Source organism: Janthinobacterium sp. FW305-128 (genome assembly GCF_020858135.1).
Taxonomy (GTDB): Bacteria; Pseudomonadota; Gammaproteobacteria; order Burkholderiales; family Burkholderiaceae_D; genus Janthinobacterium.
Genome location: NZ_JACYMK010000009.1, coordinates 164,047 through 189,702, shown reverse-complemented (window position 1 = coordinate 189,702; position 25,656 = coordinate 164,047). Strand labels below are relative to the sequence as shown.

General features: G+C 62.5%; 29 protein-coding genes. 16 read left to right on the top strand and 13 right to left on the bottom strand.

Going from position 1 to position 25,656, the window contains the following annotated elements; genetic code table 11:
- Positions 1-39: 39 nt before the first annotated feature.
- The gene (locus IGS60_RS19590; protein ID WP_230505896.1) at positions 40-594 is read right to left on the bottom strand and encodes a hypothetical protein; all 555 of its coding nucleotides are present in this window, start codon (positions 592-594) and stop codon (positions 40-42) included.
- Between the two features lie 270 nt (positions 595-864).
- Here IGS60_RS19590 and IGS60_RS19585 point away from each other — a divergent pair, with 270 nt between their 5' ends.
- The 3 genes from IGS60_RS19585 (at position 865) to IGS60_RS19575 (ending at position 1,878) form a co-directional block, all read left to right on the top strand.
- Positions 865-1,311, top strand: coding sequence for a glycine zipper 2TM domain-containing protein (locus IGS60_RS19585; RefSeq protein WP_070224919.1), 447 nt, complete (start codon positions 865-867; stop codon positions 1,309-1,311).
- A 67-nt stretch (positions 1,312-1,378) separates the two neighbouring features.
- Positions 1,379-1,531: a DUF3309 family protein gene (locus IGS60_RS19580; protein WP_010396415.1), complete on the top strand. Its 153-nt coding sequence runs from the start codon at positions 1,379-1,381 to the stop codon at positions 1,529-1,531.
- A 44-nt stretch (positions 1,532-1,575) separates the two neighbouring features.
- The gene (locus IGS60_RS19575) at positions 1,576-1,878 is read left to right on the top strand and encodes a hypothetical protein (RefSeq protein ID WP_230505895.1); all 303 of its coding nucleotides are present in this window, start codon (positions 1,576-1,578) and stop codon (positions 1,876-1,878) included.
- Between the two features lie 156 nt (positions 1,879-2,034).
- Here the strand turns inward: IGS60_RS19575 and IGS60_RS19570 are convergent, their stop codons facing one another.
- The 7 genes from IGS60_RS19570 to IGS60_RS19540 all read right to left on the bottom strand — a co-directional run bounded on the left by IGS60_RS19570 (position 2,035) and on the right by IGS60_RS19540 (position 6,426).
- Complete coding sequence (locus IGS60_RS19570) at positions 2,035-3,189, bottom strand: patatin-like phospholipase family protein (protein WP_070224917.1); 1,155 nt, start codon at positions 3,187-3,189, stop codon at positions 2,035-2,037.
- A 137-nt stretch (positions 3,190-3,326) separates the two neighbouring features.
- Positions 3,327-3,665: a hypothetical protein gene (locus IGS60_RS19565; protein WP_070224916.1), complete on the bottom strand. Its 339-nt coding sequence runs from the start codon at positions 3,663-3,665 to the stop codon at positions 3,327-3,329.
- Positions 3,666-3,686: 21 nt separating this feature from the next.
- Positions 3,687-4,073, bottom strand: a complete 387-nt coding sequence (locus tag IGS60_RS19560; RefSeq protein WP_070224915.1) for a phage holin family protein — start codon at positions 4,071-4,073, stop codon at positions 3,687-3,689.
- A gap of 18 nt (positions 4,074-4,091) precedes the next feature.
- Entirely contained in the window at positions 4,092-4,394 is a 303-nt protein-coding gene (locus IGS60_RS19555) for a YqjD family protein (RefSeq protein WP_070224914.1), read from the bottom strand.
- Between the two features lie 58 nt (positions 4,395-4,452).
- Positions 4,453-4,989: a ferritin-like domain-containing protein gene (locus IGS60_RS19550; RefSeq protein ID WP_070224913.1), complete on the bottom strand. Its 537-nt coding sequence runs from the start codon at positions 4,987-4,989 to the stop codon at positions 4,453-4,455.
- Positions 4,990-5,096: 107 nt separating this feature from the next.
- Positions 5,097-5,996, bottom strand: a complete 900-nt coding sequence (locus tag IGS60_RS19545; RefSeq protein ID WP_070224912.1) for an OmpA family protein — start codon at positions 5,994-5,996, stop codon at positions 5,097-5,099.
- A gap of 25 nt (positions 5,997-6,021) precedes the next feature.
- The gene (locus IGS60_RS19540; protein ID WP_070224911.1) at positions 6,022-6,426 is read right to left on the bottom strand and encodes a DUF4398 domain-containing protein; all 405 of its coding nucleotides are present in this window, start codon (positions 6,424-6,426) and stop codon (positions 6,022-6,024) included.
- 261 nt (positions 6,427-6,687) lie between these two features.
- Here IGS60_RS19540 and IGS60_RS19535 point away from each other — a divergent pair, with 261 nt between their 5' ends.
- Positions 6,688-8,724 carry an AsmA family protein gene (locus IGS60_RS19535; RefSeq protein WP_230505894.1) on the top strand — a complete coding sequence of 679 codons (2,037 nt, stop codon included), beginning with the start codon at positions 6,688-6,690 and terminating at the stop codon, positions 8,722-8,724.
- 169 nt (positions 8,725-8,893) lie between these two features.
- Positions 8,894-9,112: a glycine zipper 2TM domain-containing protein gene (locus IGS60_RS19530; RefSeq protein WP_034758955.1), complete on the top strand. Its 219-nt coding sequence runs from the start codon at positions 8,894-8,896 to the stop codon at positions 9,110-9,112.
- 142 nt (positions 9,113-9,254) lie between these two features.
- Here the strand turns inward: IGS60_RS19530 and IGS60_RS19525 are convergent, their stop codons facing one another.
- Positions 9,255-10,031 carry a Crp/Fnr family transcriptional regulator gene (locus IGS60_RS19525; protein ID WP_083287389.1) on the bottom strand — a complete coding sequence of 259 codons (777 nt, stop codon included), beginning with the start codon at positions 10,029-10,031 and terminating at the stop codon, positions 9,255-9,257.
- A gap of 183 nt (positions 10,032-10,214) precedes the next feature.
- Here IGS60_RS19525 and IGS60_RS19520 point away from each other — a divergent pair, with 183 nt between their 5' ends.
- From IGS60_RS19520 to IGS60_RS19505, 4 genes are all read left to right on the top strand, one after another.
- On the top strand, positions 10,215-10,880 hold the full coding sequence (locus IGS60_RS19520; RefSeq protein WP_099409907.1) for a glycine zipper 2TM domain-containing protein: 666 nt from the start codon (positions 10,215-10,217) through the stop codon (positions 10,878-10,880).
- 165 nt (positions 10,881-11,045) lie between these two features.
- Positions 11,046-11,291: a hypothetical protein gene (locus IGS60_RS19515; RefSeq protein ID WP_070224908.1), complete on the top strand. Its 246-nt coding sequence runs from the start codon at positions 11,046-11,048 to the stop codon at positions 11,289-11,291.
- 166 nt (positions 11,292-11,457) lie between these two features.
- Positions 11,458-11,604: a lmo0937 family membrane protein gene (locus IGS60_RS19510; protein WP_121670992.1), complete on the top strand. Its 147-nt coding sequence runs from the start codon at positions 11,458-11,460 to the stop codon at positions 11,602-11,604.
- Positions 11,605-11,769: 165 nt separating this feature from the next.
- A complete protein-coding gene (locus IGS60_RS19505; RefSeq protein ID WP_121668906.1) occupies positions 11,770-12,456 on the top strand; it encodes an OmpA family protein in 687 nt (228 codons plus the stop codon).
- Positions 12,457-12,688: 232 nt separating this feature from the next.
- Here IGS60_RS19505 and IGS60_RS19500 read toward each other — a convergent pair whose 3' ends face one another.
- Positions 12,689-15,535 carry a pitrilysin family protein gene (locus IGS60_RS19500; RefSeq protein ID WP_230505893.1) on the bottom strand — a complete coding sequence of 949 codons (2,847 nt, stop codon included), beginning with the start codon at positions 15,533-15,535 and terminating at the stop codon, positions 12,689-12,691.
- Positions 15,536-15,820: 285 nt separating this feature from the next.
- Here IGS60_RS19500 and IGS60_RS19495 point away from each other — a divergent pair, with 285 nt between their 5' ends.
- The 3 genes from IGS60_RS19495 (at position 15,821) to IGS60_RS19485 (ending at position 18,362) form a co-directional block, all read left to right on the top strand.
- On the top strand, positions 15,821-16,159 hold the full coding sequence (locus tag IGS60_RS19495; protein ID WP_230505892.1) for a hypothetical protein: 339 nt from the start codon (positions 15,821-15,823) through the stop codon (positions 16,157-16,159).
- Between the two features lie 18 nt (positions 16,160-16,177).
- Positions 16,178-17,725: a TerC family protein gene (locus tag IGS60_RS19490; RefSeq protein ID WP_070312973.1), complete on the top strand. Its 1,548-nt coding sequence runs from the start codon at positions 16,178-16,180 to the stop codon at positions 17,723-17,725.
- Positions 17,726-17,792: 67 nt separating this feature from the next.
- The gene (locus IGS60_RS19485; protein WP_230505891.1) at positions 17,793-18,362 is read left to right on the top strand and encodes a DUF3617 domain-containing protein; all 570 of its coding nucleotides are present in this window, start codon (positions 17,793-17,795) and stop codon (positions 18,360-18,362) included.
- Here IGS60_RS19485 and IGS60_RS19480 read toward each other — a convergent pair.
- Entirely contained in the window at positions 18,350-19,459 is a 1,110-nt protein-coding gene (locus tag IGS60_RS19480) for a porin (protein ID WP_070291350.1), read from the bottom strand. The two genes, IGS60_RS19485 and IGS60_RS19480, sit on opposite strands and share 13 nt — an antisense overlap.
- Positions 19,460-19,779: 320 nt before the next feature.
- Between IGS60_RS19480 and IGS60_RS19475 the strand changes: the two genes are divergently transcribed.
- The 4 genes from IGS60_RS19475 to IGS60_RS19460 all read left to right on the top strand — a co-directional run bounded on the left by IGS60_RS19475 (position 19,780) and on the right by IGS60_RS19460 (position 23,904).
- Positions 19,780-21,891, top strand: a complete 2,112-nt coding sequence (locus tag IGS60_RS19475; protein WP_230505890.1) for a site-specific recombinase — start codon at positions 19,780-19,782, stop codon at positions 21,889-21,891.
- Complete coding sequence (gene cls / locus IGS60_RS19470; RefSeq protein WP_230505889.1) at positions 21,888-23,279, top strand: cardiolipin synthase; 1,392 nt, start codon at positions 21,888-21,890, stop codon at positions 23,277-23,279. The genes IGS60_RS19475 and cls overlap by 4 nt, the downstream gene beginning before the upstream one ends.
- Positions 23,280-23,375: 96 nt before the next feature.
- Entirely contained in the window at positions 23,376-23,621 is a 246-nt protein-coding gene (locus IGS60_RS19465; RefSeq protein WP_070224900.1) for a type II toxin-antitoxin system ParD family antitoxin, read from the top strand.
- A complete protein-coding gene (locus IGS60_RS19460) occupies positions 23,614-23,904 on the top strand; it encodes a type II toxin-antitoxin system RelE/ParE family toxin (RefSeq protein WP_070291352.1) in 291 nt (96 codons plus the stop codon). Before IGS60_RS19465 ends, IGS60_RS19460 begins: the two co-directional genes overlap by 8 nt.
- Positions 23,905-23,919: 15 nt before the next feature.
- On the opposite strand, the gene IGS60_RS19455 is transcribed toward IGS60_RS19460, so the two are convergent.
- The gene (locus IGS60_RS19455; RefSeq protein ID WP_070224898.1) at positions 23,920-24,738 is read right to left on the bottom strand and encodes a metallophosphoesterase; all 819 of its coding nucleotides are present in this window, start codon (positions 24,736-24,738) and stop codon (positions 23,920-23,922) included.
- A gap of 9 nt (positions 24,739-24,747) precedes the next feature.
- Positions 24,748-25,656, bottom strand: coding sequence for a diacylglycerol kinase family protein (locus tag IGS60_RS19450; protein ID WP_230505963.1), 909 nt, complete (start codon positions 25,654-25,656; stop codon positions 24,748-24,750).

Below are 25,656 nucleotides of genomic sequence, written 5' to 3'. Positions count from 1 at the left end.
CTTCTTATACCAGTGTGGTGACTGCGCGCCGGAGGGAGCTCAGTAGCCAAACTGGGTTTTTGCAGCCTTGATACAGTCATCCTTGGCTGCGCCGGCCAATGCATCGCATTTTTCTGTCGCGACCTTGTACTCGGCTTTTCTTTTTGCTTCACGCGCATCGCTGCGCGCTTCGATGACTTTCTTGTCCGCCTTGGCGTCGGCCAGGGCCGCCACCTTGGTGGACTTGGCCAGCTTGACGCAGACATCCTTGTCGTTGCCCGTCAGCGCATTGCAGCGGGCCAGATCGACATCGTAATTGGCATCGGCAATCTTGACGCGCGCCTTGGTGTAGGCACGCAGCGTATTCGTGTATTGCGCCTGGGCCACGGCTTCATCGTAGGTGCGCACGGCCTTCGCTTCGGCGATGCAGACATCCTTGGGGTTGCCCGTGATTTTTTCGCACTCGGCATGCGCCAGTTTGTAATTCAGGCCAGCCTGTTCATTGGCCGCCTTGTACGTTGCTTTTGCTTCCGGCGTGGCCGCCACTGCCTGGCCGCCCCATGCGGCGCATGCCAGGCTGACGACGATGGCGGTGAAAAGCTTATTCTTGTTCATGTTGTATTTCTCCCTGGTGGTAGCAAGCATGTCTGCTTGGCATGACTACCGTTTTACGTGGATAGTCGCCGCTCTTCTGTACGCTGCCGTACACAAGTAATTTATTTTGAAAGTGGAAGGGCAATATGGAGAAATAACAACGTTTTTGCCGGATCGCTCCAGCCCGCACTACCCTTTTCGACTGCAAATAAGTACGTGCGGCAGCGTACAGACCGGGGACAGGGGCATGACTAAGATGGCTCTACACCCTCACCTCGTCAGGAGAATAAAATGAAAACCAACGCCACCTTGGCTGCACTGATGCTCGCCGCCACCGCCGTACTGAGCGGTTGTGCCACCGGCCCTACCCAGTCGCAACAATATTACCCGGCCAACCAGCCTGAGTCCGCCATGTACGGCACCGTCGACTCCATCCAGATCGTGCAGGGTGGCGGTCAAACCAGCGGCGCCGGCGCCGTGGTCGGCGGCATCGCCGGCGCCCTGCTGGGCAATACCATCGGTTCGGGCAGCGGACGCACGGCCGCCACCGTGGCGGGCGCCGTCGCCGGCGGCGTCGTGGGCAACCAGGTCGAAGGCCGCAGGCAGCAGGCGCAGGCCTACCAGATCAGCGTGCGTCTCGACAACGGCGAATACCGTACCGTAGTGCAGGACAACGCGAATGATTTGCGCCCGGGCAACCGCGTGCGCGTCGTCGACGGCCGCGTCTACCGCTATTAATTCTCGGCGGAGCTTGTCAGCAGGCATCCGCCATCTCGCATGAGTCGTACCATAACAAGGAGTTGCCATGGGCACCATCATTCTGATCATCTTGATCCTGGCCCTGGTCGGCGTCCTGCCTACCTGGCCGCATAGCCGCAACTGGGGTTACGGCCCCAGCGGCATCGCCGGCCTGGTCGTAGTGATACTGATCCTGCTATTACTGACGGGCAGGTTGTAAAAAAAGGCGCTACGGCGCCTTTTTTATTTCAAGGAGGAAATATCATGACTATCCACAATACACTCTTGGCCACCCTGCTCGCCTGCAGCCTGGCGCCGATGGCACTGGCGCAGACGGCCTCGCCGCAGCCGGGCGACCCGCAACGCTGGTACCAGGAGGACAGCACGGCACAAGCCCAGCTGCGCACTTTGCGCAAGGAAATCGCCGCCGCCCTGGCCGAGGCCAAAAAAGCGTGCCGCTTGGAACCGTCCGCCACGCGCGCCAGCTGCCTGAAGGACGCGCAAGATACTTACCGGCAAGACATGGCGAACGCGGAAAAACTGCGTGCAGCGGCGCATCCGCAGTGATGCGCCGTGCTGTTGCGACGCTGAACAACATTGCAACACCTGACAAAACCGTCGCGAGCGGGAGGGAGAGGTGGCTAAGAAGCGCAACCGTACGGAAGGTACGGTGAGCATCGCAGGCCGCCTATACCGACGCGCAGCAGGTTTTGACAGGCGTCACTAAGCGGCGTCGCGCTCATAGGGCGGGAGTTCGTGCACCACGAGCGGCGTGTCTTCCGTGACGAAGGCCAGCCAGCCGGCCGCCTTGATCGCGCGCAAGCCATCCTGGTAGCCCTGCTCCCAGCGCCACTCGATGGAGCCCTTGGAGAAATTGATATCCTTGGCCGCCATGTGCCAGTCGCGCCCCGCATACGGCAGGCGCACGATATGCATGGTGCTGTCGCAGCCCAGCGCTACCAGCTCTTCCGTCTGCTGGCGGTTGTGCTTTGTGTCGGGCAGGCCGGCGTACAGCTCGCGCAATTTGCGCTGCAAGGTGTGCGTATTGACATAATCGGCGATATGGCGTTTCGAGCGCGAGGCGAAGGTGACGTCCTTCTGCCGCGTCTGCACTTCGTCGAGGGTGGTCGGTTCCGGCCCTTCCGAGCTCCACAGGTCGACCATGAAGACCAGGGTGTCGACGTGGGGCGTGTCGTCGAGCACGGTTTCCAGCGGCGTGTTCGAGTACAGGCCGCCATCCCAATATAAATCGCCATCGACGCGCACGCCGGCAAAGCCGGGCGGCAAGGCGCCGCTGGCGCGGATATGGTCCGCCGTCAGGGGCTGCTGCTGGCTGTCGAAACTGGTGAGGCTGCCGCATTTGACGCGCAGGGCGTTGACCGTCAGGCGCATGCCGCCGGGCTGGTTCAGGTAATCGAAATCGACCAGTTCCTCGAGGGTGCTGGCCAGCTCGCTGGTGTCATAAAAGCTGGCCTCTTCCGGCTTGACGGCGATTCCTGCGGAGAACAGGCTGAAAATGCGCGGCTTGAAGAAGCCGGGCACGCCGCGCAGCACCGTATCGAGCGTGGCCAGCCAGATGTTCGAGCGGCGCTGCTGGTCCGAAACGAGATTCATGTCGACGCTGTCGCGGTGCGCCACGCGCTGCCAGAACTGTTTTAAACGCACGAGCCTGTCCTCGTGCTTGTTGCCGGCCAAAATGGCGGCATTGATGGCGCCGATCGAGGTGCCCACCACCCAGTCGGGTGCCAGGCCATGTTCGTGCAGCGCATGGTAGACGCCGGCCTGGTAGGCGCCCAGTGCGCCGCCGCCCTGCAGCACCAGCACGATGCGCAGGCGCGAGGGATTTAACTGATTGATCGGTGTCTTCGAATTCGTCATCAAGATAGCCCCTCTGTGCGCCGCGCAAAATGCGGCGTGAATCATTGTAAGGGATTGCGCCTGCCCGTGCCGGACGTTGGGTACGGGCAAAAAAAAACGCCGTCAATGACGGCGTTCCTGTGCAACACGGCTGGCGTTCAGCGCTTGCGGCGCAGCCAGCTGGCGGCCACGGCGGCCACGGCCACGAGGACCAGGGCCGGCTTGACCAGCTTCTTGCGCCCAATAAACGATAGCGCCGTCAGCACGTAGGGCATGGCGCCCTGCAAACGCATGCCGCCCGGCGCCAGCAAGGACTCGACGCGGTGGCCGGCAAAGCCGACCGCCGTTTCGACCACGCCCTGCAGCAGCGATTCGGGACGCAGGGCATAGCCCACGTTGGCGCGCGCATGCACGATGCCCACGCGATACATTTCGCCCTGGGCGATCAGCAGGCGCTTGCGGGCGGCTTGCGCCGCCAGTTTGTCGGTTTCCGACATGAATTCTCCTCGTGAGCCCGCTTACATCAGCATGTCGCGGTCGGCCTTCAATTCCGCCATGGTGGCAGGCATGGACAGCTTTCCTTGACGCAGCATGGCGCGCGCATACATGACCAGCGCGATGGCCAGCAGTACGAATACGACCGTCATGATCGCCAGGATCTTCCAGCCCAGGCTATCCCAGGCCAGGAAAACGATCAGTACGCTGCCGTAAGCGATGGCAAACAAGCCCGCCACTGTCGCCAGGGCGAAAATGACCACGAGCTGCAGCATGTGATTGCGCACTTCCGACAGTTCGATGGTGGCCAGTTCCAGCCGCGACAACATCAGTCCGACGGCGTTCTTGGCCAGGCCGGCGACCGAGCCGATCAATCCCGGCCCCTGGTGAGACGAAGCAGACTTGTCCATATCGCTCCTGACAATGGATTACTTGCGGCCCAGGATGAAGCCGACCAGTACGCCGACGCCAGCGGCGACGGCTACCGTGCGCCATGGGTTTTCCTTGACATAACCGTCCGCCTGGGAGGCGAGCTGTTTGGTAGCAACGATGGCCGACGCTTGCGCTTCGTGCGCCTTGGCCAGGGCAGCGTCCAGGGTTTTCATGCCCTTGATGCGCACTTCATCGGCTTTTTCACCGGTCAGGGCGGCAGCGGCGCTGAACAGGGCTTGCGCATCCTTGACCAGGGTTTTGACATCGTTATTGACGGTGGTGATATTGTTTTCCAACATGGTTTAGCTCCTTAGCTGTGGATGAATGTAGTTACTATACCTACTTTACTCAAAAACACTATTCCATTAGATCGCGCATGTCATCGGCGTGCTCTTCTTCGACAGCCATGATTTTGATCAACAAATGGCGTGTGGTCGGGTCCTTGTCGCCAATTTTGACGATCATCTGGCGATACGACTCGATCGCTACCCGTTCCGCGATCAGATTGGCACGCACCATGCTTTGCACGTCTTCGGAGTCATCATACTCGGCATGGCTGCGCGCAAGCAATGTTGCAGGATTAAAATCTGGCTTGCCATTGAGTTGCACGATGCGTTCGGCCAGCCAGTCGGCGTGTTCCTGCTCCTGCTGCGCATGCTCAAGGAACTCGGCCTTGATGGTGCCGTTGTCGCGTCCGCTCACCGTGTAGTAATGGCGTTTATAGCGCGCAATACACACCAGTTCGGTGGCCAGCGCCCCATTCAACAGGGTGATCAACTCCTGGCGGTCGCCCTGGTAACCGGCCGTCACGGCGCCGTCATCGAGGTTTTTGGCGGCGGCGCGGATCGCGGCCGTATCGATGCCAGCTGGAATCTCAACAGATGTTTGGGTCATGATGCTTCCTTTCAAGTATTACATGGGTATCCACCGGCCAAATAGCGGCCGGTGCTGCCTACGAACAAATCAAACGCCAGGCAAAAACCGTAGTTTGGCCTGGTGTTTTAACGGCGGGCGGGAATGGCCGTGTTGTCCTCGGACAAGACGATTTCCACACGGCGATTCAGCTGGCGGTTTGCCGCCGTATCGTTGCCGGCGGCCGGATAGGCTGCGCCATAGCCTTTCGTGGCGATGCGGTCGCGGCTGATGCCTTGCTCCAGCAGCGCATTGCGCACGGATTCGGCGCGGCGTTGCGACAATTCCAGGTTGTGCGCGGAGCCGCCCGTGCTATCGGTAAAACCTTCGATCAGCACGGTGCGCTGCGGGTTGTTTTTCAGCACCTCGGCCAGCTTGCGCGCCGTATTCACGCCATCGGCCGTCAGGTTCGCCTTGTCCGTGCCAAACAGCACGTCGCCCAGGGTAATGACCATGCCGCGTTCGGTTTTCTTGGCGGCCAGGTCGGCCAGCTGTGCTTCGAGTCCGGCGGCGCGCGCTTGCGCATCGCGGGCCGATGCTTCGGCAGCCTGAGCCTGGGCCTTGGCCGCTTCCGCATCCGCTTGCGCCGTCTGGGCGCGGGCCGTGGCCTGGTCAGCCTGCTGCGTGCGCGCATCGAGGCGCAACTGGTCGCGCTGCTTGCCCGCGTTGGCGATATCGGCTTCGGCCGCTTTCTGCTTGGCGACTTCTTGCGCCGTGGCTATCTTTTGCTTGGCCAGGTAGGCCAGCTTGTCGACTTTTTCGCTATCTTCCTGGCGCGTGGCGGCGGCGTTTGCCGCTTCCAGCGCAGCGCTCGCTTCGCGGAATTCGCGTGGCGCATAGGTCGATACCATCGGGTTCGATTGCGCCGCCATGTAGTCGCCGCGGGTCTGGTCGAGCAGGCTGGTGGTGGTCGGTGCGGAGCTGCAGGCGGCAACGAGGGCGGCCATGGCCAGCAGGCCGGGAATGGTGGTGTAAGTAGCTTTTTTCATGATGGAATCCTGTTCTTATTCTTGGTTATTGTTTCGGGGCTTGCTGATTGGCACGGTCGAGTTCTTCGCGCATGACGCGGATGTTCTCGTTGATTTCATCGGCGGCGCTGGTGGCCTTGGCCGAGTTGGCCTTGCTTTGCGCCAGCTTGGCATCGGCTTGCGCCTGGTCAGCGAGGTCGCGCGCCGTTTTGTAGTCACGGTCTTTCAGGGCCTGGTTAGCCATGCGCATTTTTTCGCGGGCCGAACGCATTTCATCGGGTGCCAGGTCGGCAGCGCCGGCGCTGGCGGCGTTATCGACGGCGGCGCGCGACACGGCGACATCGGCCGTGGCTGGCGTTTTCAGGCTCGAGCAGCCCGTCATCAGGACAACGGCCGTGGCGCAGGCGGCCAGGGCGGCCAGTGGGGAAATCTTGAAATCTCGGTTTGTCATTTTTTTTCTCCTTGAGAATGTGTAAGCGTTAGGGTTCATACGTCGGTGCATCTGGAATCAGGAACGGCGTTTGATGTAGACGTTATAGGCTCCGGCTCCCCGCATATCCGTTCGGTGCCGCACATAGAGTAAGAAATCGACAATACTTGCATCGGCAACGTGCGCCAGCGCACGTGCCGGACCGTAAAAGCGAGAAACGGGCCCGGCTGAGGAGCGATTCCTGTAGCATCGTGAATACTTGTCCAGAAAGAATCGTCTACCATGCAACTGTCCCGCCGTCAGAAAATCTCCCTCGCGAGCGCCGCCGTGCTCATCGCCCTGCCCGTCACCGCCTCCATCGTCCTGATGCATATGGACTGGAACCGCGCCAAGCCCTGGCTCAATGCGCGCGCCAGCGAAGCGCTGGGGAGACCGTTCGCCATCGAAGGCGACCTGACGCTGACGTGGCAGCAGCCCACGACGGGAGGCAAACAAGGCTGGCGCGACTATTTGCCATGGCCGCACCTGCAGGCAAAGGATGTGCGCCTGGGCAACCCAAGCACCATGTCCGGGACGGACGACGGGGCGCAGCTGGCCACCGTCAGCCAGCTGGCGTTCTCGCTCAATCCCCTGGCCCTGCTGGACAAGAAAATCATCATTCCGCAATTGCGCTTCGACACGCCGCAGGTGCGCTTGCTGCGCAACAAGGACGGCAAGAACAACTGGACCTTCGACAAACAGGAGCAGCCATCGCCGTGGCAGCTGGAATTGCAAGGCGTGGTCTTCAGCAAGGGCACCGTGTATCTGGACGATGCTGTCACGAAAACGGCGATGCGCGCCGATGTCGACACCATCGCGAACGATGCGCGCTACGGCATCGCCTGGACGCTGTCGGGAAAATACCATGGCGAAAGCGTCAAGGGCGGCGGCAAGGCCGGCGGCGTGCTGTCGCTGCAGCAGCAAGGCACGCCCTTCCCCATCCAGGCCGACATGCGCGCGGGCGGCAGCAGCATGGCCATCGAAGGCACCCTGACGCGTCCGGCCAAGCTGGCCGCGCTCGACGTGCGCCTGAAGCTATCGGGACCCAGCATGGCGAGCCTGTATCCATTGACGGGCGTGCTGCTGCCGGAAACGCCGCACTTCAGCACGGAAGGCCATTTGACGGGTACCCTGGCGCCGCGCGGCGGTGAATGGGTGTATGACAAGTTCACCGGTAAGGTGGGTTCCAGCGACATCAGTGGCAAGCTGGCCTTTTCCGCCAGCACGCCGCGCAAGCGCCTGACGGGAGAAGTCCACTCGCGCCTGCTGCAATTTTCCGACCTGGGCCCGCTGGTCGGCGCCGATTCCAGCGCCAGCAAGAAGGAACGGGGCGTGGCATCGACGCAGCCGGCCGGCCGCGTGCTGCCGGTGGAAACGTTCAAGACGGAGCGCTGGACCAGCCTGGACGCAGACGTGCGCTACACGGCCGACAAGATCACGCGCGATGCCGAGCTGCCAATCAGCAAGCTCGACACGCATGTGGTGCTGACGGATGGCGTACTGTCATTGACGCCGCTCAACTTCAACGTGGCGGGCGGCACCCTGACGTCGCAAATCAAGCTCGACGGCAGCGGCAAGGTCATCGCCAACGGCATCGCGGCCGAACTCAAGGCCAGCGCCCGCCATCTGCACATCCAGCAACTGTTTCCCCGCCTGCCCGCCCTGCAGGCGAGCGTGGGCGAAATCAATGGCGACGCTTCGCTGTCGGCCACGGGCAATTCCGTCGCCACCCTGCTGGGCAGCTCGAACGGCGAAGTACGCGCGCTGATCAACCGGGGCAGCATCAGCAAGCTGCTGCTGGAAGAAATGGGCTTGAATATCGGCAGTGTCGTGCTGGCCAAACTGTCTGGCGACAAGCAGGTCAAGCTGAACTGCATGGCCGCCGATTTCGCCGTCACCAAAGGATTGATGCAGACGCGCCAGTTTATCGTCGACACGGATGATGCCGTCCTGCATATCGATGGCACGGTGAACCTGGCCGATGAACGGCTGGACCTGACCCTGCGGCCGGACAGCAAGGGCTTGCGCGTCTTTTCGCTGCGCTCGCCCCTGTACGTGCATGGCACTTTCAGCAAGCCCGACGTGAGCGTCGACAAGGGCGTGCTGGCCTTGCGCGCCGGCGGCGCACTGGCGCTGGCCGTGGTGGCGCCCGTGGCGGCGCTGCTGCCGCTGGTCAATACCGGCCCCGTCGAAGATAGCGAGTGCGCGGCCCTGCTGGCCCAGGCGCGCGTGAAACCGGTGGCGCCCAAGCCGGGGAAAGCCGTGCGCAAGGTGCGCTGAGCGCGGCGTGGGCGCCTTTACAATTGTTACACCCCTATGTGCGTTGCCGAACAGACCCTGCCTTGCCGCAATCCTATGCTGTGATCGTGCCTGAAACACACGGCGTCACGAAGTCATCCGGCCCATACCATGCCGGCGCCACGAGGTCTGAATTCATAGGAGAACTATCATGCAAATCATTAAAAAAATCGCCGCTACCACTTCCGTTGCCGCCCTGCTGCTGAGCCTGACGGCTTGCGCCAACATGTCCGGCCAGGATAAAAACACCGCCATCGGCGCTGGCGTCGGCGCCGTTGCCGGTTCCGTACTGACCGGCGGCAGCGCTGTCGGCGCAGTCGGCGGCGCCGCTGTCGGTGGCGTGATCGGTAACCAGGTCAAGCCGAAGTAATTGTTGCTCAAGAAAGCGGGGTGGGTGCGCAGGCGCCCGCCCCGCTTTTTTGCGTCTGCGGCACAAGGATGAAAGCAAGCGGGATGAAGGCAAGCCTGATGCAAGGATGAAGGCAAGCCTGATGCAAGGCAAGCGAGGAAAGTCAGACGAAGACGTTGGCCATGCCGATGGTGCCGCTGTCCTTGACCAGCTCGTAACAGCGGCAGGAGACAGCTTCCAGGCCGGCGGAATCAAGGATTTCGATATTGCCGCGGCTGTAAGTGATGAGTTTTTGCTGTTGCAGCGCGCTCGCTGCCTTGGTCACGCCGACCCGCCGCACCCCCAGGGTATGGGCGAGGAATTCATGCGTGAGGTGAAATTTTTCGGATTGCAGGCGGTCGCGCGTGATCAGCAGCGAACGGGCCAGGCGCGCCTCGAGCACGTGGAAGCGGCTGCACACGGCAATCTGGATGGCTTGCGCCAGCAGGGTATCCGTGTAGCGGTACAGCAAGCGCTGCAGGGACTCGAGCTGCGCGAACTCGGCGCAGAAATCGGCACGCGCGATGCGGCTGGCCATGCCGGAACGTTGCACCACGGCACGCACTTGCGCCAGGTCATGACCGAGCGCGACGGACGCGCCCAGCACGCCTTCGCGGCCGACCGAGCCCACTTCCAGGGTCATGCGGCCTTCCGCCACGGCCAACAGCGAGATCAGGCAGTCGCGGGGGAAATAAATGTGGCCGATAGGCTGGCCCGGTTCGTACAGCACCTCGCCTACCTCGACCGTGACCGTATCGAACAACGCCGTCAAGTGCCGCAAATCGTGCTCGGGCAGGCTGGCCAGCAAGCGGTTGCCGGCGTCAGGCGCGCCCACGGACGACCCCAGGCCGGATCGGCCTGTATCGCGGGACAGGGTCATGCTGGCGTTCGTTAGTGGCATTGCTTTTCCTTGGTGTCGTTACAACTCGACATAATTTTTACTTAGCCTACGGTGCAGTACCGCCCATGTATGTACGGTGACGCACGGAAGCGAAGCAAGCGGCACAGCACACTGGCAATACACGCGAATCGCACGGATAACACGCACTACCCATTTCATTATTTTAAAAAACAGGAGCTTTCCATGACCACCACCACCAAATCCCTCCATCCGCTGGTACTTGCCGCCGCCGTCGCCGTCCTGCTGTTCTGCGGCGTGGGCACGGCGGCCCTGATGGGCTGGCTGCCTTCGTCCCAGAGCGACAGCCGGCCACTGGCAGCAGGCACCTCGGCCGAGCAGATGGCCAACCTGCAGGCGAACCAGCCGCCAGCGAACCTGCAGCCCGCCGGCGCGCAGCCGCTGGCCGCCCTGCCGCCTCAGCAGCAACAGCAGCAACAGCAGCAGCCAGTGCGCCAGCCGCAGCCCCAGCAGCAACCACAACAGCAATACGCGGCTGCCCCGGCACCGCAAGTGTGCAGCAACTGCGGCGTGATCGAAGCCATCCATGAAGTCAATACGCGCGCCGAAGGCAGCGGCGTGGGCGCGGCCGGCGGCGCCGTCGTCGGCGGCTTGCTGGGCAACCAGGTAGGCGGCGGCCACGGCAAGCAGCTGGCCACCGTGCTGGGCGCCGTAGGCGGCGCCGTGGCCGGCAATCAGATCGAAGGCAGCGTGCGCGCCACGCGCAGCTACAACATCGTCGTGCGCCTCGATAACGGCAAGACGCGCACCGTGCACCAGAGCGCCGCGCCGAACTGGCGCCAGGGCGACCGCGTGCGCGTCGTCAACGGCGGCTTGCGCGCCATGGGCTAAGCGAAGCGCGGCGGCGCCGCTGCCGCGATAAGTTGCAAATTCAACACACGCCCGGCCTGTCCGGGCGTTTTCTTTTTGACAATGTTCGTTGGCGTACAGATGAGTACGCCGTCCCGCGAGATGATGCGTTCAAGAAAGTTCAACGAATATCTTCAAGGAGGTGCGATGGAAAACGACAAGACAAACAGTCACCGGATCTGGCTCGGCTTTATCGGTGGCGGCATATTGGCCACGGCGCTGGGCTTTTGCGCGCTGGATTTGGCGCCCGTGCAAACAAGCGCGCCCGTGTTTGGCGTCATGCTGCTGTTGACCGGCGGCATGGTCAGCTGCCTGGCCGGCGCCGTCGGCATGGCCGGCATGCTGGCCTGGATACCGGGCATGGCCGATGAACACGCCGACCGCTCCCGCTAGTTGAGCCTTGTGTACGACAGCGTACAGAACACAATGAAAACAAAGTAGACACTTAGTCATGGCATAAGCGTTCAGCGACCCGGTCGCTGCGCAATGACAAAAACTGATGACGGCGCAAGGCCAAGGCAGCCGCCGTCATCCACACATTACTCTCGGAGGACACATCATGCTGTATACAATCGCCGTCGTACTCATTATTCTTTGGCTGCTGGGCCTGGTAACTTCCTATACCATTGGCGGCTTCATCCACATCCTCCTGGTGGTGGCAGTCATCATGATCCTGTTGCGTCTGATCAGCGGGCGCGGTTTATAGAGGCCACTCCATTGGCCAGACAGGGGCGGCGCGCGTGCAAACGGGCGCCGCCCTTTTTCCGCCTTTTGCGTACAGCGTGCGCGCACTGGCACACTGCGGCATTTTGCAGTAACGTGTGCAGGTAATTCCTGGGTATGTCCCAATAACAAAACAAGGAGAAAATCCATGAAAGAAGCATTCAAAAAAGGCCCTGGCGCCACATCCCTGATCGGTATGCTGGTGATCGCACTGGCCGCCACCGGCTGCGCGGATATGTCCTCGACGCAACGTGGCACGGCCACGGGCGCCGGCATCGGCGCGGGCCTGGGCGCCTTGATCGGCGGCACCACCGGTGGCGGCAGCAGCGGCCGCACGGCCGGCGGCGCGCTGATCGGTGCCGCAGCTGGCGCCGTGGTCGGCAATATCTGGTCGAACCGCATGGAAAACCAGAAGCGCGCGATGGAGCAAGCGACACAGGGCACCGGCGTGCAAGTGTCGCAAACGGCCGATAACCGCCTGAAAATGGAAATCCCGAGCGACATTTCCTTCGACACCAACCGCGCCGACATCAAGGGCAACTTCCGCCCCATCCTCGACCGCTTTGCCGCCACCCTGAACGAAAACCCGAACACCACGGTCAGCATCATCGGCCATACGGACAGCACGGGCAGCGATTCCATCAACGAACCGCTGTCGGTGGAACGCGCGGCCCACACGCGCGACTACCTGGCCATGCGCGGCGTCTCGCCGACGCGCGTCGTCACGGAAGGCCGCGGCGCGCGCGAGCCGATCGCCTCGAATGCGGATGCCTCGGGACGCGCACGCAATCGCCGCGTGGAAATCTACGTAGCCGAGCTTGCTCCACGGGGGTAACACCGAACCAAACCTACTGCGCGTCGGTATAGGCGGCCTGCGATGCTCACCGGCTCGGCGCCCCCGTACTAAAGTACGGTTGCGCTTCTCGGCCACCTCTCCCTTCCGCTCGCTACGGTTTTGTTCGGTGTCGGGACGTTGACATCAAAATCAAGATCGTAAAAAAAACCCGCCGGCAAGGTCACTTGCCAACGGGTTTTTTTCCATTTAAAGCAGCTTATTTTGAAGTAGCTTATTTCGACGTCGTTGCCTTGGCGCCGCTGTCGCCCTCTTTCGCCACCTTGGCAAAGTCGCCCGCCGTCACGATCGAGACGGCCGATGGCTTCAGGTACTCGCGCAGGCCCTGGTTCACTTGCGCCAGCGTCAAGGCGGCCACTTTCGCTTCCAGGTCCTTGTCGTAAGCCATGGTACGGTCTTGCGCCAGGTAGCTGGCGAGGCCGCTGGCCAGAGCGCTGTCCTGCGTGCGGCTCACTTCTTCCGATTGCAGCCAGCCCTTTTTCGCCTCGGCCAGTTCCGCTTCCGAGAACCCGTCGGCCAGCGCCTTGGCGATTTCCTCGCGCAGGGCCGCTTCCACCTTGACCGTGTTTTGCGGCGCGCTGATGGCATAGGCCATCCAGTAGCCGGCCGGTTCGCGCGACGGCACGCTCACTTGCGAACCGACGCCGTACGACAGGCCTTCCTTCTGGCGGATGCGGTCGGCCAGGCGGCTGCGCAAGGCGCCGCCACCGAGCATGTGATTGGCGATCAGCAACGCCGGATAGCTGGCGGCGTCATCCTTGAGCGGAATTGGCTGGATGGCGAACAGCACGCTGTTGGCCTTGTCCGGCGTTTCCAGCGTGACTTTCTCGCCGCTCACAGGCTTAACGGCATCGGGAATGCGCACATACGGCTGCTGCGTCTTCCAGCTGCCGTACAGGCTGGCCACTTGCGCCTTCAGCGCGGCCGGGTCGAAGTCGCCCACGGCGGCAAACGTGGCGTTCGACGCGCCATAATAGGCGCCATGGAAGGCTTTCACATCGGCAACCTTGATGGCTTTCCATTGCGCCAGCTCAAGCGGCAAGGTGGCCACGTGGCGCACATGGCCTTCCGGCGTGGCGTCGAGCAGGCGGCGGAAGGCGTTCACGGCCAGCGGCTGCGGCTCAGGCAATTCCTGCTCGGCGCGGCCGACGCGCTCGCGCTGCAATTCCAGAAATTCCGTTTCGTTCAAGGCCGGCTTTTGCAGCACTTGCGCCAGCAGGTCCATGGCGGCAGGCAACTTCTCGCGCTTGCCCGTCAGCATGGCGGTCACGCCTTCGGCGCCGCCGGAGATGGCTACTTGCATGCCCAGCTGGTCGAACTTGTCCTTTACTTCCTGGCGCGACAGTTTGTCCGTGCCGCGCGACAACAGACTGGCCGTGTAGCTGCCCACTTGCCCCTTGCCGCGCAGGCTCTCTTCGCTGCCGAGCTGCAGTTTCAACACGACGCTGACGGTATTGCCCTTGGTTTTCTTCGGCAGCAAGGCCCCCTTCAAGCCGTTCGGCAAGGTAAAGCGCGTGGTGCGCGCTTCGATATTGTCGGGACTGGGGTCGAACGCTTCGCCCTGCGCCACGACGGCGCGGCCCGTGTAGGCGGCCAGTTGCGGCGCCACGTCGGCATAGGCCGGCACAACGGTGCGGTCCGGCGCATCGGTGGGGATGAAGCGGCCCAGGGTGCGGTTCGAGCTCTTCAGGTATTTCTCGGCCGCCGCCTGCACCTGCGCCGTCGTCAGCTTGTCGAGCTGGTCGCGCTGCAGGAAGAACAGACGCCAGTCGCCGGCCGCCAGCGACTCCGTCAGGGCGATCGTCATGCGCGCCGTATTCGACGTGATCAGTTCGACCTGCTTGTTCAGCTGCTGTTTCACGCGCGCCACTTCCGCATCCGTGACCGGCTGCGACTTCAGTTCTTCCAGCACTTTCAGCATGGCCGCTTGCGCCGCGTCGAGGTTGCCATCGACGGGCACCAGGGCGCCGAACAGGTTGTAGCCCGGCTCCAGGTTGCTCACCGAGTTGTATTCGATCTTGCTGGCCAGCTTGGTTTCCACCAGCGCCTTGTGCAGGCGGCCGGCGGGCGCGTCCGTCAGCACGTGACCGAGCACCTCGATGGCGACAGCGTCCGGGTTGCCGGACGGCGCCACGTGATAGCCGGCGCCGACGAACTGCGTGCCGCCGCTGCGGCGCACCGTCACGGCGCGCTCGCCATCCTGCACCGGCTCGGCCGTGTAGGTCGGTTCGATCACGCGCGTCGGTTTCGGTATCTTGCCGAACAGTTCATTGATCTGCTTCAACACCTTCGCTTCATCGAAGCGGCCCGCCACCATCAGCACGGCGTTATCCGGCTGATAATATTTATGGTAGAACGCGCGCAGGCGGGGAATGTTGACCTGTTCGATGTCGGAACGGGCGCCGATGGTCGACTTGCCGTAGTTGTGCCAGTCGTAGGCGACAGCCTGGATGCGTTCGCTGGTCACGCCGATCGGGTCGCTCTCGCCCATTTCGAACTCGTTGCGCACGACCGTCATTTCGCCCTTCTGCGTCTTCGGATTCCACAGATCGTTCTGGTCGATGGCCGCGTTGACCATGCGGTCCGCTTCCATGGCCAGCATCTGGCGCAGGTTGTCGTCGTTGGCGGGGAAGGTGGCGTAGTAATTGGTGCGGTCGTACCAGGTGGTGCCGTTGAAATCGGCTCCTGTCGAGTTCAGGATCTCGACGGGAGTTTTCGTGCCCTTCCTGACGCCGAAGTTGGCGCTGGGCTTGAACAGCAAGTGCTCGAGCAAGTGGGCCATGCCCGTTTCGCCATAGTTTTCATGGCGCGAGCCGACCAGGTAGACGATGTTGGTGGTCAGGGTCGGCTTGCTGGCATCGGGAAACAGCAGCACGCGCAAGCCATTGGCCAGGCGGTATTCGGTGATGCCTTCGACGGACGTGACTTTGACGGCGGCGGCACGGTTCGATGCGGCCTTGCCGGTTTTCTGAATCGGCGCGGCTTCGACCGGGGTGGCGGCCAGGATGAACGACGGCGAGAGGATGCCGGCGGCAAGCAGGAGGGCGGTAATTGGTTTCAAATCGGAGTCCTGGTAGCACTACGTTATTAGACAAGCGCAAAAGCGGGCGCAATGGAATACGAATGCAAGAATTGCCATGGACCCGCGCTGCGTCTTCGCTGCCCAGGGAAATCATTGCTCTCGCAATTTACGTCATGCTTGTCAGTTACGCAAGTGCCTGTCATCGGGCTGTTATGTGCGCGTGTTATACTCCACGGTTCCGGAACTATCTGCCTGTATATGAGACGAGCTCTCGTCCTGCTCTGCCTTTTTGTCTTCATTGCCTTACCCCAGGCGTTCGCCAGCATGGCTGACGCCAGCCCTTCCCCATTCCAGCATGCAGTCGCGGCCGGCACTACTGCCACGCCTGCCTTCGTCGCCGATTGCCTTGCCCCCGGCGTCCATGCGGGCTTGCCCGGCGACAGCTGCGACGCCGACGAATGCGACAACGACCCCATCACGCTATACCCGACCTCGCGCCAGGCGGCGCCGTTTTGCGCCATCATTTGGCAAGCGGGACCGGGGGCACTTGCCGAAGCGGACGCGCGGCAGGCCACCCGGCCGCCGCGCGTCCGCCGCCACATCACGCACTCACAACACGATTACCTGGGGCACTGGCCGCCAGGCAAGCTTGATACTTACTGACTTTACAAGGTTACACACATGGAATGGTTATTTGACCCGACAATCTGGGTCGGCCTGCTGACGCTGGTCGTACTGGAAATCGTACTGGGTATCGACAACCTGATTTTCATCGCCATCCTGGCCGAAAAGCTGCCGCCGCACCAGCGCGACAAGGCCAGGGTGCTGGGCCTGACCCTGGCTCTCGTCATGCGCCTGGGCCTGCTCTCGCTGATTTCCTGGCTGGTCACCCTGACGACGCCCTTGTTTTCCATATGGGCCTTCTCGTTTTCGGGGCGCGACCTGATCCTGCTCATCGGCGGCCTGTTCCTGCTGTTCAAGGCCACCAGCGAGCTGCACGAGCGCCTCGAAGGCGTCACGCATGCGCAGACGGGACCGAAAGTCTACGCCGGCTTCGGCCTCGTGGTGGCGCAGATCGTCGTGCTCGACGCCGTCTTTTCGCTCGACGCCGTCATCACGGCCGTCGGCATGGTGGAAAACCTGTACGTGATGATGGCGGCCGTCGTCATTTCCATCGTCGTCATGATGCTGGCCTCAAAGGTGCTGACGCGCTTCGTCAACGCCCACCCCACCGTCGTCGTGCTGTGCCTGAGCTTTTTGCTGATGATCGGCCTGTCCCTGGTGGCCGAAGGCCTGGGCTTCCACATTCCGAAAGGCTATCTGTACGCCGCCATCGGTTTCTCGATCGTCATCGAGTTCTTCAACCAGCTGGCGCGCCGCAACTTCCTCAAGCTGCAGTCGAATGCGCCGCTGCGCGACCGCACGGCGCAAGCCGTGCTGAGCCTGCTGGGCGGGCGCAAGGGCCGCGAAGCTGTGGAAGAGCACGAAGTCAAGGAATTGCCCGACGTCTCCGCCTTCGGTGTGGAAGAGCGCAACATGGTCAGCGGCGTGCTGACCCTGGCCGAACGCTCGATCCGTTCCGTGATGACGCCGCGCGGCGACGTCTCCTGGGTCAACCTGAACGACAGCAGCGAGAAGATGCTGCAATTGCTGCGCGACACGCCGCACAGCATGATTCCTGTCTGTAATGATGACCTCGACAATGTGGTCGGCATCGCGCGCAGCAAGGACCTGATCGAGGACCTCGTCTCGCGCGGCAAGATCGACCCGGCCAGCATGCGCGAAGCCGTCGTCGTGCCGGAAGCGGCCGGCGTGCTGAAAGCCATGGAGACCTTGAAGCGCTCGCGCGGCCAGCTGGTGCTGGTGGTAGACGAGTTCGGCACCGTGCAAGGCGTGCTCACGCCGATCGATATCCTGGAAGCCATCGCCGGCGAATTCCCCGACGAGGACGAGCAGCCGGACGTGGAAGTGCTCGGTCCCGGCCACTGGCGCATCGACGGCGCGACGGACCTGCATTACCTGGAGCAAGTATTCGAGACGGAAACCCTGGTCAGCGAAGACGGCGAGTACAACTCGCTGGCCGGCTTCCTGCTGGCGCATTTCGAAAACATGCCTGCCGTGGGCGAAGTGCTGGAACTCGACGATCTGCGCTATGAAATCCTCGAGGCCGACGAGCGCCGCATCGCCAGCGTGGACGTGCGCCGGATCGAGCCCGATCACAGTTTGTAACACAATGGCAAGCGTGCCCCGCTTGCCATGCCGTATGCTGGGGTCTGCCTTTTCTGGAGACGCCCACATGAAACATTCTTTGCTACGCCTGACCCTGCTCGCTTGCGCCGCCTTCGGCAGCCAGGCCATGGCCGCCGCGCCATCGGCCACCATCAAGCCTGGCCTGTGGCAAGTCGACAGCAAGATGGCGTCGCCCGACGCCGCCACCGACAATGCCATGTCCATGGTGCTGCAGCAACTGGGCAACCTTCCTCCCGATCAACGCAAGCAGCTGGAAAGCATGGCGGCCAGCCGCGGCATGGCCATGCCCACCGTGGGCGCCGACGGCGCCGTGCGCGTGACGGCGTGCGTGACGCCGGACATGGCGGCGCGCAAGCAGATTCCCACAGGCCAGCCCGGCGATTGCACCTCGAAGAACAAGGACATCGCGGGCGGCATGCAGGTGTCGTTCACGTGCGCGAATCCGAAATCGAGCGGCGAAGGCAAGGTGCGCTTCAGTGGCGACCAGGCGTTCAGCATGCAGCTGGCCGTGACGACGAGCGCGCGCGGTACGCCGGAACAGGTGAATGTGACGAGCAACGGCAAGTGGCTGGGAGCAACGTGCCCTGCCCCGTCCGCCGCCGCTCAGAAACCGTGACGGAAGCCCATATTAAAAGCGGCGTCGCCGCGTCCCGCATCGCTGGCATTGCCCACCGTGTAGCGGGCGCCGTTCTTGTTGTGGATCTTCGCGTAGGACGCGTAGAAATCGCTGCGTTTTGACAGGGAATACGTGAGGCCGACGGCCACCTGATTGGCGTCGCGGTTGGCCAGGTCGCGGTCATCCTTGCGCACGTACGAGGCCAGCAGCTTGAAACCGCCCACGGGCACGGACACGCCCAGCAGAGTGTCGCGGCTGTCCGACGACGACATCGACAGGGCCAGCGAGCTGTAGGCATTGTTCGGGTCCCACGGCGAGCTGCCATAGCCCTTGTTCACGCCCACGGCGGCAAAGGCGGTGGCCACTTTCAGGTCGATGTTCGCCGCGATCAGGGTGTTGCGCGACGACATGTCGATGGCGGGCAAGGTGCCGGAGGCGAGGATGAAGTTGTTCTTGCGCTGGTGCGACACGCTGACATTCACGGCGCCGGACGAATAGCCGAGGGTGGCGCCATACGCGCGGTTGTTGGCGCTGCTGTAAGGCGACTCGCCGAAGCTGTAGATGGCGCTGGCCGTCACGCCGCGCAAGGCGGGCGTCACGTATTTGACGGTATTGTCGTAGCGTTTCACGCTGTAGCCGGCCAGGTTGCTGGCGCTGCCGGCCATGCCGCCCTTGAACGGGTCGGCCACGTCGGTGAGCGCCAGGTATTGCAGGTTGTACTGGCGCCCCAAGGTCAGCGCGCCCAGGCGGCTGTCCAGGCCCACGTAGGCTTGCCGGCCGAACAGGCGGCCCTCGTCCGACTGGCCCGTGTCGTTCTGGACGCCCGCTTCCAGGGTAAACACGGCGGAAACGTCGTTGCCCAGCGCTTCGCGCCCCTGCACGCCCAGGCGCGAGCCGGAGGCGACGCCGCCGGACACCTTGGTGCCGGCGCAACCGGCGGCGCAGCCCCGCTCGGCCACGATGCCCGCGTCGAGCACGCCGTACACGGCAACGTTGGTGGATGCGGCACTGCCCGCGCCATCGGCAGCCTGGGCCGTCGCGCCCAGCGCGAAAGGCCCCATCCCTATCACAGCAAGCGCAAAATACGAGGTCTTCATGATAAATATCTCGGTGACGTGAAAAGTAAACTACCCGGTATTGATCAGGACATGCGCTGTGTGTCTGATCCAAGTGTTACCTTATCCTCGCTTTTTGTCCAGCCATCCGTGCGTTGTACAACAGAAACTTCAGCTTAGTCCCAAGAAACACGTCGCACACTGACAACACGCAAGATTGACCATGATTGTGGCAATATGCGGCAAAATGGCGTGAATTGCAGGCCCTGCCGTAAAGCAATGTTCGGTGGCGAACGTTGCGCGATCTGACGCAGGCGGTACACTACTGGTTTTACCGACAGCGGCTCGCCCGTTTTTTCTGCATGCTAGCTATCCTCGAACGCATTGACCCCAACTCCAGCAATATCGACTTGCTGGTGGAATTATTCAACTCATTGCGTCCCAAGCGCCCCCACGACAGCGCTACCGCGATCGCCAACGTGCGCACCCTGCGCCAGCTTCTCAAAGGTAACCCCGCCCAGGCGCGCGCCCTGCACGAATACGTGCTGCGCGTGCTGGCCGCGCGCCGCCACGCCAGCCTGTACACGGATATCGGCGTGCTGTCGAACAGCGGTTTCTTTACAGAATTAAAACGCCGCATCGCCTACCGCATGCTGCCGCCCGCCCTTGGCGATGAATACCTGAACGACGCGCTCGACCAGGTGCTGTACCTGAAGACCGATTATTTGTGGATCAGCAACGTGCCCGCCACGGACTGGCTGGAACTGTTCGACGTGCTCACCAGCGACGAGGTCGAACTGGCCGTCGGCGACGGCAATATCATGCTGCCAGGCATGCTCGACGCCATCCGCACCCTGTCCTACCGCGTCTGCGCCATGGGCCTGGAACCGGAACTGACGCGTTTCCACAATGAAATCGAAGTGTTCCAGTCGCCGTTCATGGTGCAGAACACGGAAGTGAACGCCTACCTGGATGCCTACTCGAGCCTGCTGCAAGGCGACATCGAGCACATCGAGGACGCGCGCCATTTGCTGGTGATGCTCGACCAGTGCGACGCCGTCATCGCCAAGATCCGCAAGAAGGCGCTGTACCAGGGCACCAGCATTCCCCTCACGTATTTACTGGTGGCGCTGGCGCAGAGCATCGACCGCCTGCGCAAGCTGCTGTTCCTCGTCGACACGAGCGGCGAGCTGCCCGCATCGAACAACGTGGACATTAACGCCATCACGGTCGACGCCACGCAGGACTTGCTGCACCCGCAGCCCGTCAGCCGCCGCCGCGCGGGCGCCGTGGGGCTGGCGCTGGAACTGATACGCGCGCACAACCACAAATACAAGGTCAGCGACCTGTTTTCCGACAATATCAACTTGCTGGCGCGCAATGTGACGGAAAACGCCAGCCGCACGGGCGAGCACTACATCGCGGAAAACCGCCGCGAAATGGGCGCCATGTTCCTCTCGTCCGCAGGCGCGGGCGTGATCATCGGCTTCATGGCCCTGTTCAAGATATTGATGTCGTATTTGCGCTCGGCGCCGCTGGTCGAAGCGTTCATGTTCAGCATGAATTACTCGATCGGCTTCATGTTCATCCACTTGCTGCACTTCACGGTGGCCACCAAGCAGCCGGCCATGACGGCCTCACGCATCGCCGCCGGCCTGCACAGCAAGGACGGCCGGAATATCGACCTCGACAGCATGGCGGAACTGATCAACAAGGTCTTCCGCACGCAAAACATGGCCGTGCTGGGCAACCTGGCGACGGCCATCCCCACGGCGTGGCTGATCGCGCTCGGCTACAAGGCGATCACGGGGCACAACCTGGTATCGCCGGAAAAAGCCATGCATCTGCTGCACGATATCGATCCCATCGGCAGCCCCGCCATCTTCTACGCCATGATCGCGGGCGTGTGCCTGTTCGTGGCGGGCCTGATTTCCGGCTACTACGATAACCAGGCCCTGTACACGCGCTGGGCGCAGCGCATCGCGCAATTGCGCGGCCTGGGCCGGGTGATCGGCCAGGAGCGCTTGCAGCGGCTGGGCCTGTACCTGGAAAACAACCTGGGCGGCCTGATGGGTAACTTCTATTTCGGTATTTTGCTGGGCTCCATCGGCACCCTCGGCTTTTTGATCGGCTTGCCCATCGATATCCGCCACATCACCTTCTCGGCCGCCAACTTTGCGACAGCCCTGGTGGGACTCGACCACAACATGAGCTGGCAACTGGCCGTCAAGTCGCTGTCGGGCATCTTCGCCATCGGCACGGCCAACCTGCTGGTCAGCTTCGGCCTGGCCCTGTGGGTAGCCCTGCGTTCGCGCCAGGTGCGCTTCAAGCACGGCATGCAATTGTTGAAAATCCTGGGCAAGCGTTTCCTGCGCTCGCCCATCGTCTTCTTCTTTGGTTCGAAAAACCCGCCGCCACTGGCGCTGGCCGATGATACGGCAAACCTGTCACTGACAAACAAGGCTCAAAAATGACCGCTAGGCGCATGCAACCCTGTCTCACCGCCCTCCTGCTGTGCTGGACCCTGGCTGCATGCGCTTCGCTGCCCAATGTCAAGAACCTCAACACCACCCTGGAACCCGTAGCCAAGCCCAAGGTGATCACGGGCAAGGGCGCCGTGCTGAACGTCAACAGCCGGGCCGCCCTGCTCAACAAACGCTGGGCCAAGTCCGGCATGGACTTGAAGACCCAGGCCGCGCTGGAAGAGGCGGCAACGGGCGTGCCTCTGATCAAGGGCAACAAGGTAACCCTGCTGTTTGACGGCCCGCAAACCATGGCCGCCATGTTCCAGGCCATCAGCGACGCCAAGACCAGCATCAACCTGGAAACGTACATCTTCGACCAGGACCCGCTGGGCCTGAAGTTCGCCGACATGCTGATCGAAAAGCAGCAATCGGGCGTGACGGTCAACGTCATCTACGACAGCGTGGGCACCATCGGCGTGCCGCAAGCGTTTTTTGAGCGCATGCGCGCGGCCGGCGTGCGCCTGGTGGCCTTCAACCCCGTCAATCCGGCCAAGCTCAAGGGCGACGACTGGAAGATCAACAACCGCGACCACCGCAAGGTGCTGATCGTCGACGGCAAGACAGCGTTTACGGGCGGCATCAATATCAGCGATACCTATGCGAAAAGCTCGCTGTTCCGCTCGAAATCAAAGCCCACCGACAAGAAGGACGTGGGCTGGCGCGACACGCACGTGAAAGTGGAAGGCCCGGCCGTGGCCGCCTTCCAGTGGCTGTTCATCCGCACCTGGGCCCAGCAAGACCAGACTGACTTGCCGGACGCCAATTATTTCCCCGTGCTGTCCGAAGTGGGCGACAAGCTGGTGCGCGTGGTGGCCAGCGAGCCGGAAGGCGGCTTTGAAATCTACAAGGCGTATATCCTGGCCATCCAGGAAGCAAAGAAATCGATCCACATCACGTCCGCCTATTTCGTGCCCGACCAGCAGACGGTCGACGCGCTGGTCGCGGCCGCCAAGCGGGGCGTAGACGTCACCGTGGTGCTGCCCGGCGTGTCCGACAGCGGCCTCGTGTTCCATGCGGGACACGCGCTGTACGACCAGCTGCTGGCCGGCGGCATCCGCATCTTCCACTTGAAACTGGCCGTGCTGCACGCCAAGACGGCCGTCATCGACGGCGCCTGGTCGACGGTGGGCTCGACCAACATCGACATGCGCAGCTTCCTGCACAACAGCGAGCTGAACGTGATCGTGCTGGGCGACAGCTTCGGCAGGGAAATGGAAAACGCCTTCCAGGAAGACTTGCGCGACTCTGAAGAGATCACCAAGGCGAAATGGGAAACCCGGCCCATCTCCGACCGCATGAAGGAATGGGCGGCCCGTTTCATGAATTACTGGTTATAAGCACCGATCAGGCGACTGGATATTTGCACAAATATGCACTATATTGCACCAATAGTATGACGATCGTCGTACTGCTCATATCTGGAGTGAACCATCATGGGAACCGTGCGCAAGACCATTACCTTGACGGACCAGCAGGACGACTGGATCAAGGCGCAAATTGACGCCGGGCGCTATACGAACGACAGCGAATACATCCGCGACCTGATCCGGCGTGAACAGGAACGCAGCGCCGAACTCGATGCGATCCGCGCGGCGCTGGTGGAAGGCGAGGCCAGCGGTGAACCCCAGCCTTTCGACGCCAGGGCTTTCAAGCAGAGAATGCTGGCAGCGCATGGCTGAATACCGGCTGACGCCCGCCGCCGAGCATGATCTTGAGGCGATCTGGGCGTATACGTCGCAGCGCTGGAACGTGCAGCAGGCCAGTCTTTATCTTGACAACATGACGGCGGCCTTCGATGACCTGGCACGCGCACCCGAGACGGCACCGGCATGCGAGCAGATTCGGCCTGGCTACCGGCGCCGCAAAGTGGGACGGCACATGATTTATTTCCGCATCACTCACTATGGCATTGCCATCGTCCGCATTTTGCATGACCGCATGGATGCGGCACGCCATCTGTAATTAAAACATCACCGATCACAGCGGCCGCAAGCTGGCCCACACGCCGCCCTGGCGTTCGAACGCTTCCGTGCTGACCTTTTCAAACTCGGCGCTGTCTTCATTCCAGCTGTAGCGCTCGACCCGGATGCAACTGTTTTCCACGCGCAGCACATTGAAGGAGTTCGACTCGCCCCTGCCCCGCGTGGACGTGGCCGTGCCCGCCTGCACCATCAGGGCCGCGTAGCCGGCGATCTTGTAGCGCTCGGCCGTATTGCCCGCCACGCTGGCATGCAAGTGTCCCGCCAGCAATAAATCCACGCCGCATTCGGAAAACATCTGCAGCGCCTGCGGCGCGCGGTCCACCAGGTCATCCTCGTCGAAGTGCTCGGGCAAGTCGAATGGATGGTGCGTGACGATGATGCGCGTCAAACCGGGCGGCAAGCGGCCCAGGCGTTCACGCAGGAAATCGATCTGCTCGTGGCTGATGCGGCCATCCTTGAACGTCAATGAACGGGCCGTGTTGATCCCCAGCACGGCAATTTCCTCGTCCACATATTCGGGCGACAAATCGTCCGTCACGTGGCGCCGGTACTTCACCAGCGGCGTCAGGAAACGGGAAAAGACGTTATACAGGGGCACGTCATGGTTGCCCGGCACCACGATCTGCGGGCCCGGCAAGCTGTCGAGAAAGTGCCGTGCCGCCTGGAACTGGGCGCTGCGGGCCCGCTGGGTGAGGTCGCCCGAGACCACCACCACATCCGGTTCCAGGCGCTCGACCAGCGCGCGCAAGGGCGCCAGCAAATCCCCGTCGACCCGGCCGAAATGCAAATCCGATAAATGCACGATGGTACGCATGGCGTTCTCCTAGCTGGCGGCGGGCACGGACGCCGGCACGATCACTTCGAGCGCGGCCGTGCGGATGCGGTATTGCAGCGGCGTATTCATGACGGTCACTTCGCCATCGGTGGCCACGCGCAGGCGGCGGTGTTTCGTGGCGATCTCCAGGTCGGTGGCCGTCAGCACATCGAAATCCTTAGCCTGCGACAACTTGCCGAACAGCGCGTGCAGGGCCAGGCGCACGAGGCCCAGGCGGCCCGGACGCTGCGCCACGTACAGGCTCAGCTGGCCACCGTTGAGGCGTTCGCGCTCGCCGATATTCAAGCCTTCCATCCGGTATTCATTATTGCCGATGAAGACGAAGGGCGTGCGCCGCGCATGCACGGCGTCGTTGAGTTTCAATTGCACGCTGAGAAAGGGATAGCGGCGCAAGGCGGCCACCAGCGCCCAGCTGAAGGCCAGCCACTTGCCCCGTCCCAGCCGCCGCTGCTGCTTTTCGCGGTCGCGCACGATATCGGGATACAGGCCCAGGCTGGAATTGTTCAGGAAGATGCGGCCATTGACTTCCCCCACGTCGACCTGGTGCGGCACGCCCTGCGCCACATTGGCAATCGCCGCATCGAGGTCAAGCGGGATATTCAAATCCTTGGCGAAGTGGTTCAAGGTGCCCAGCGGCAAGACGCCAAACGGCGTGCCGCTGCCGACGACGACGGACGCGACAGCATTGATGGTGCCGTCGCCGCCGCCGGCCACGACGATGGGCGCGCCATCGCGCAGGGCTTGCTCGGCAGTGGCGATCATCTCGGCCCCGCTTTGCGCCAGGGTGATGGCGGCGTCGAGACCCACGGCCAGGAATTGCGCTTCGAGCTGCTGCGCCCAGTCCGGCGCATAGCCGCAGCCGGCGCCCGCGTTGATGATGACGGCGATTTTGCTCAG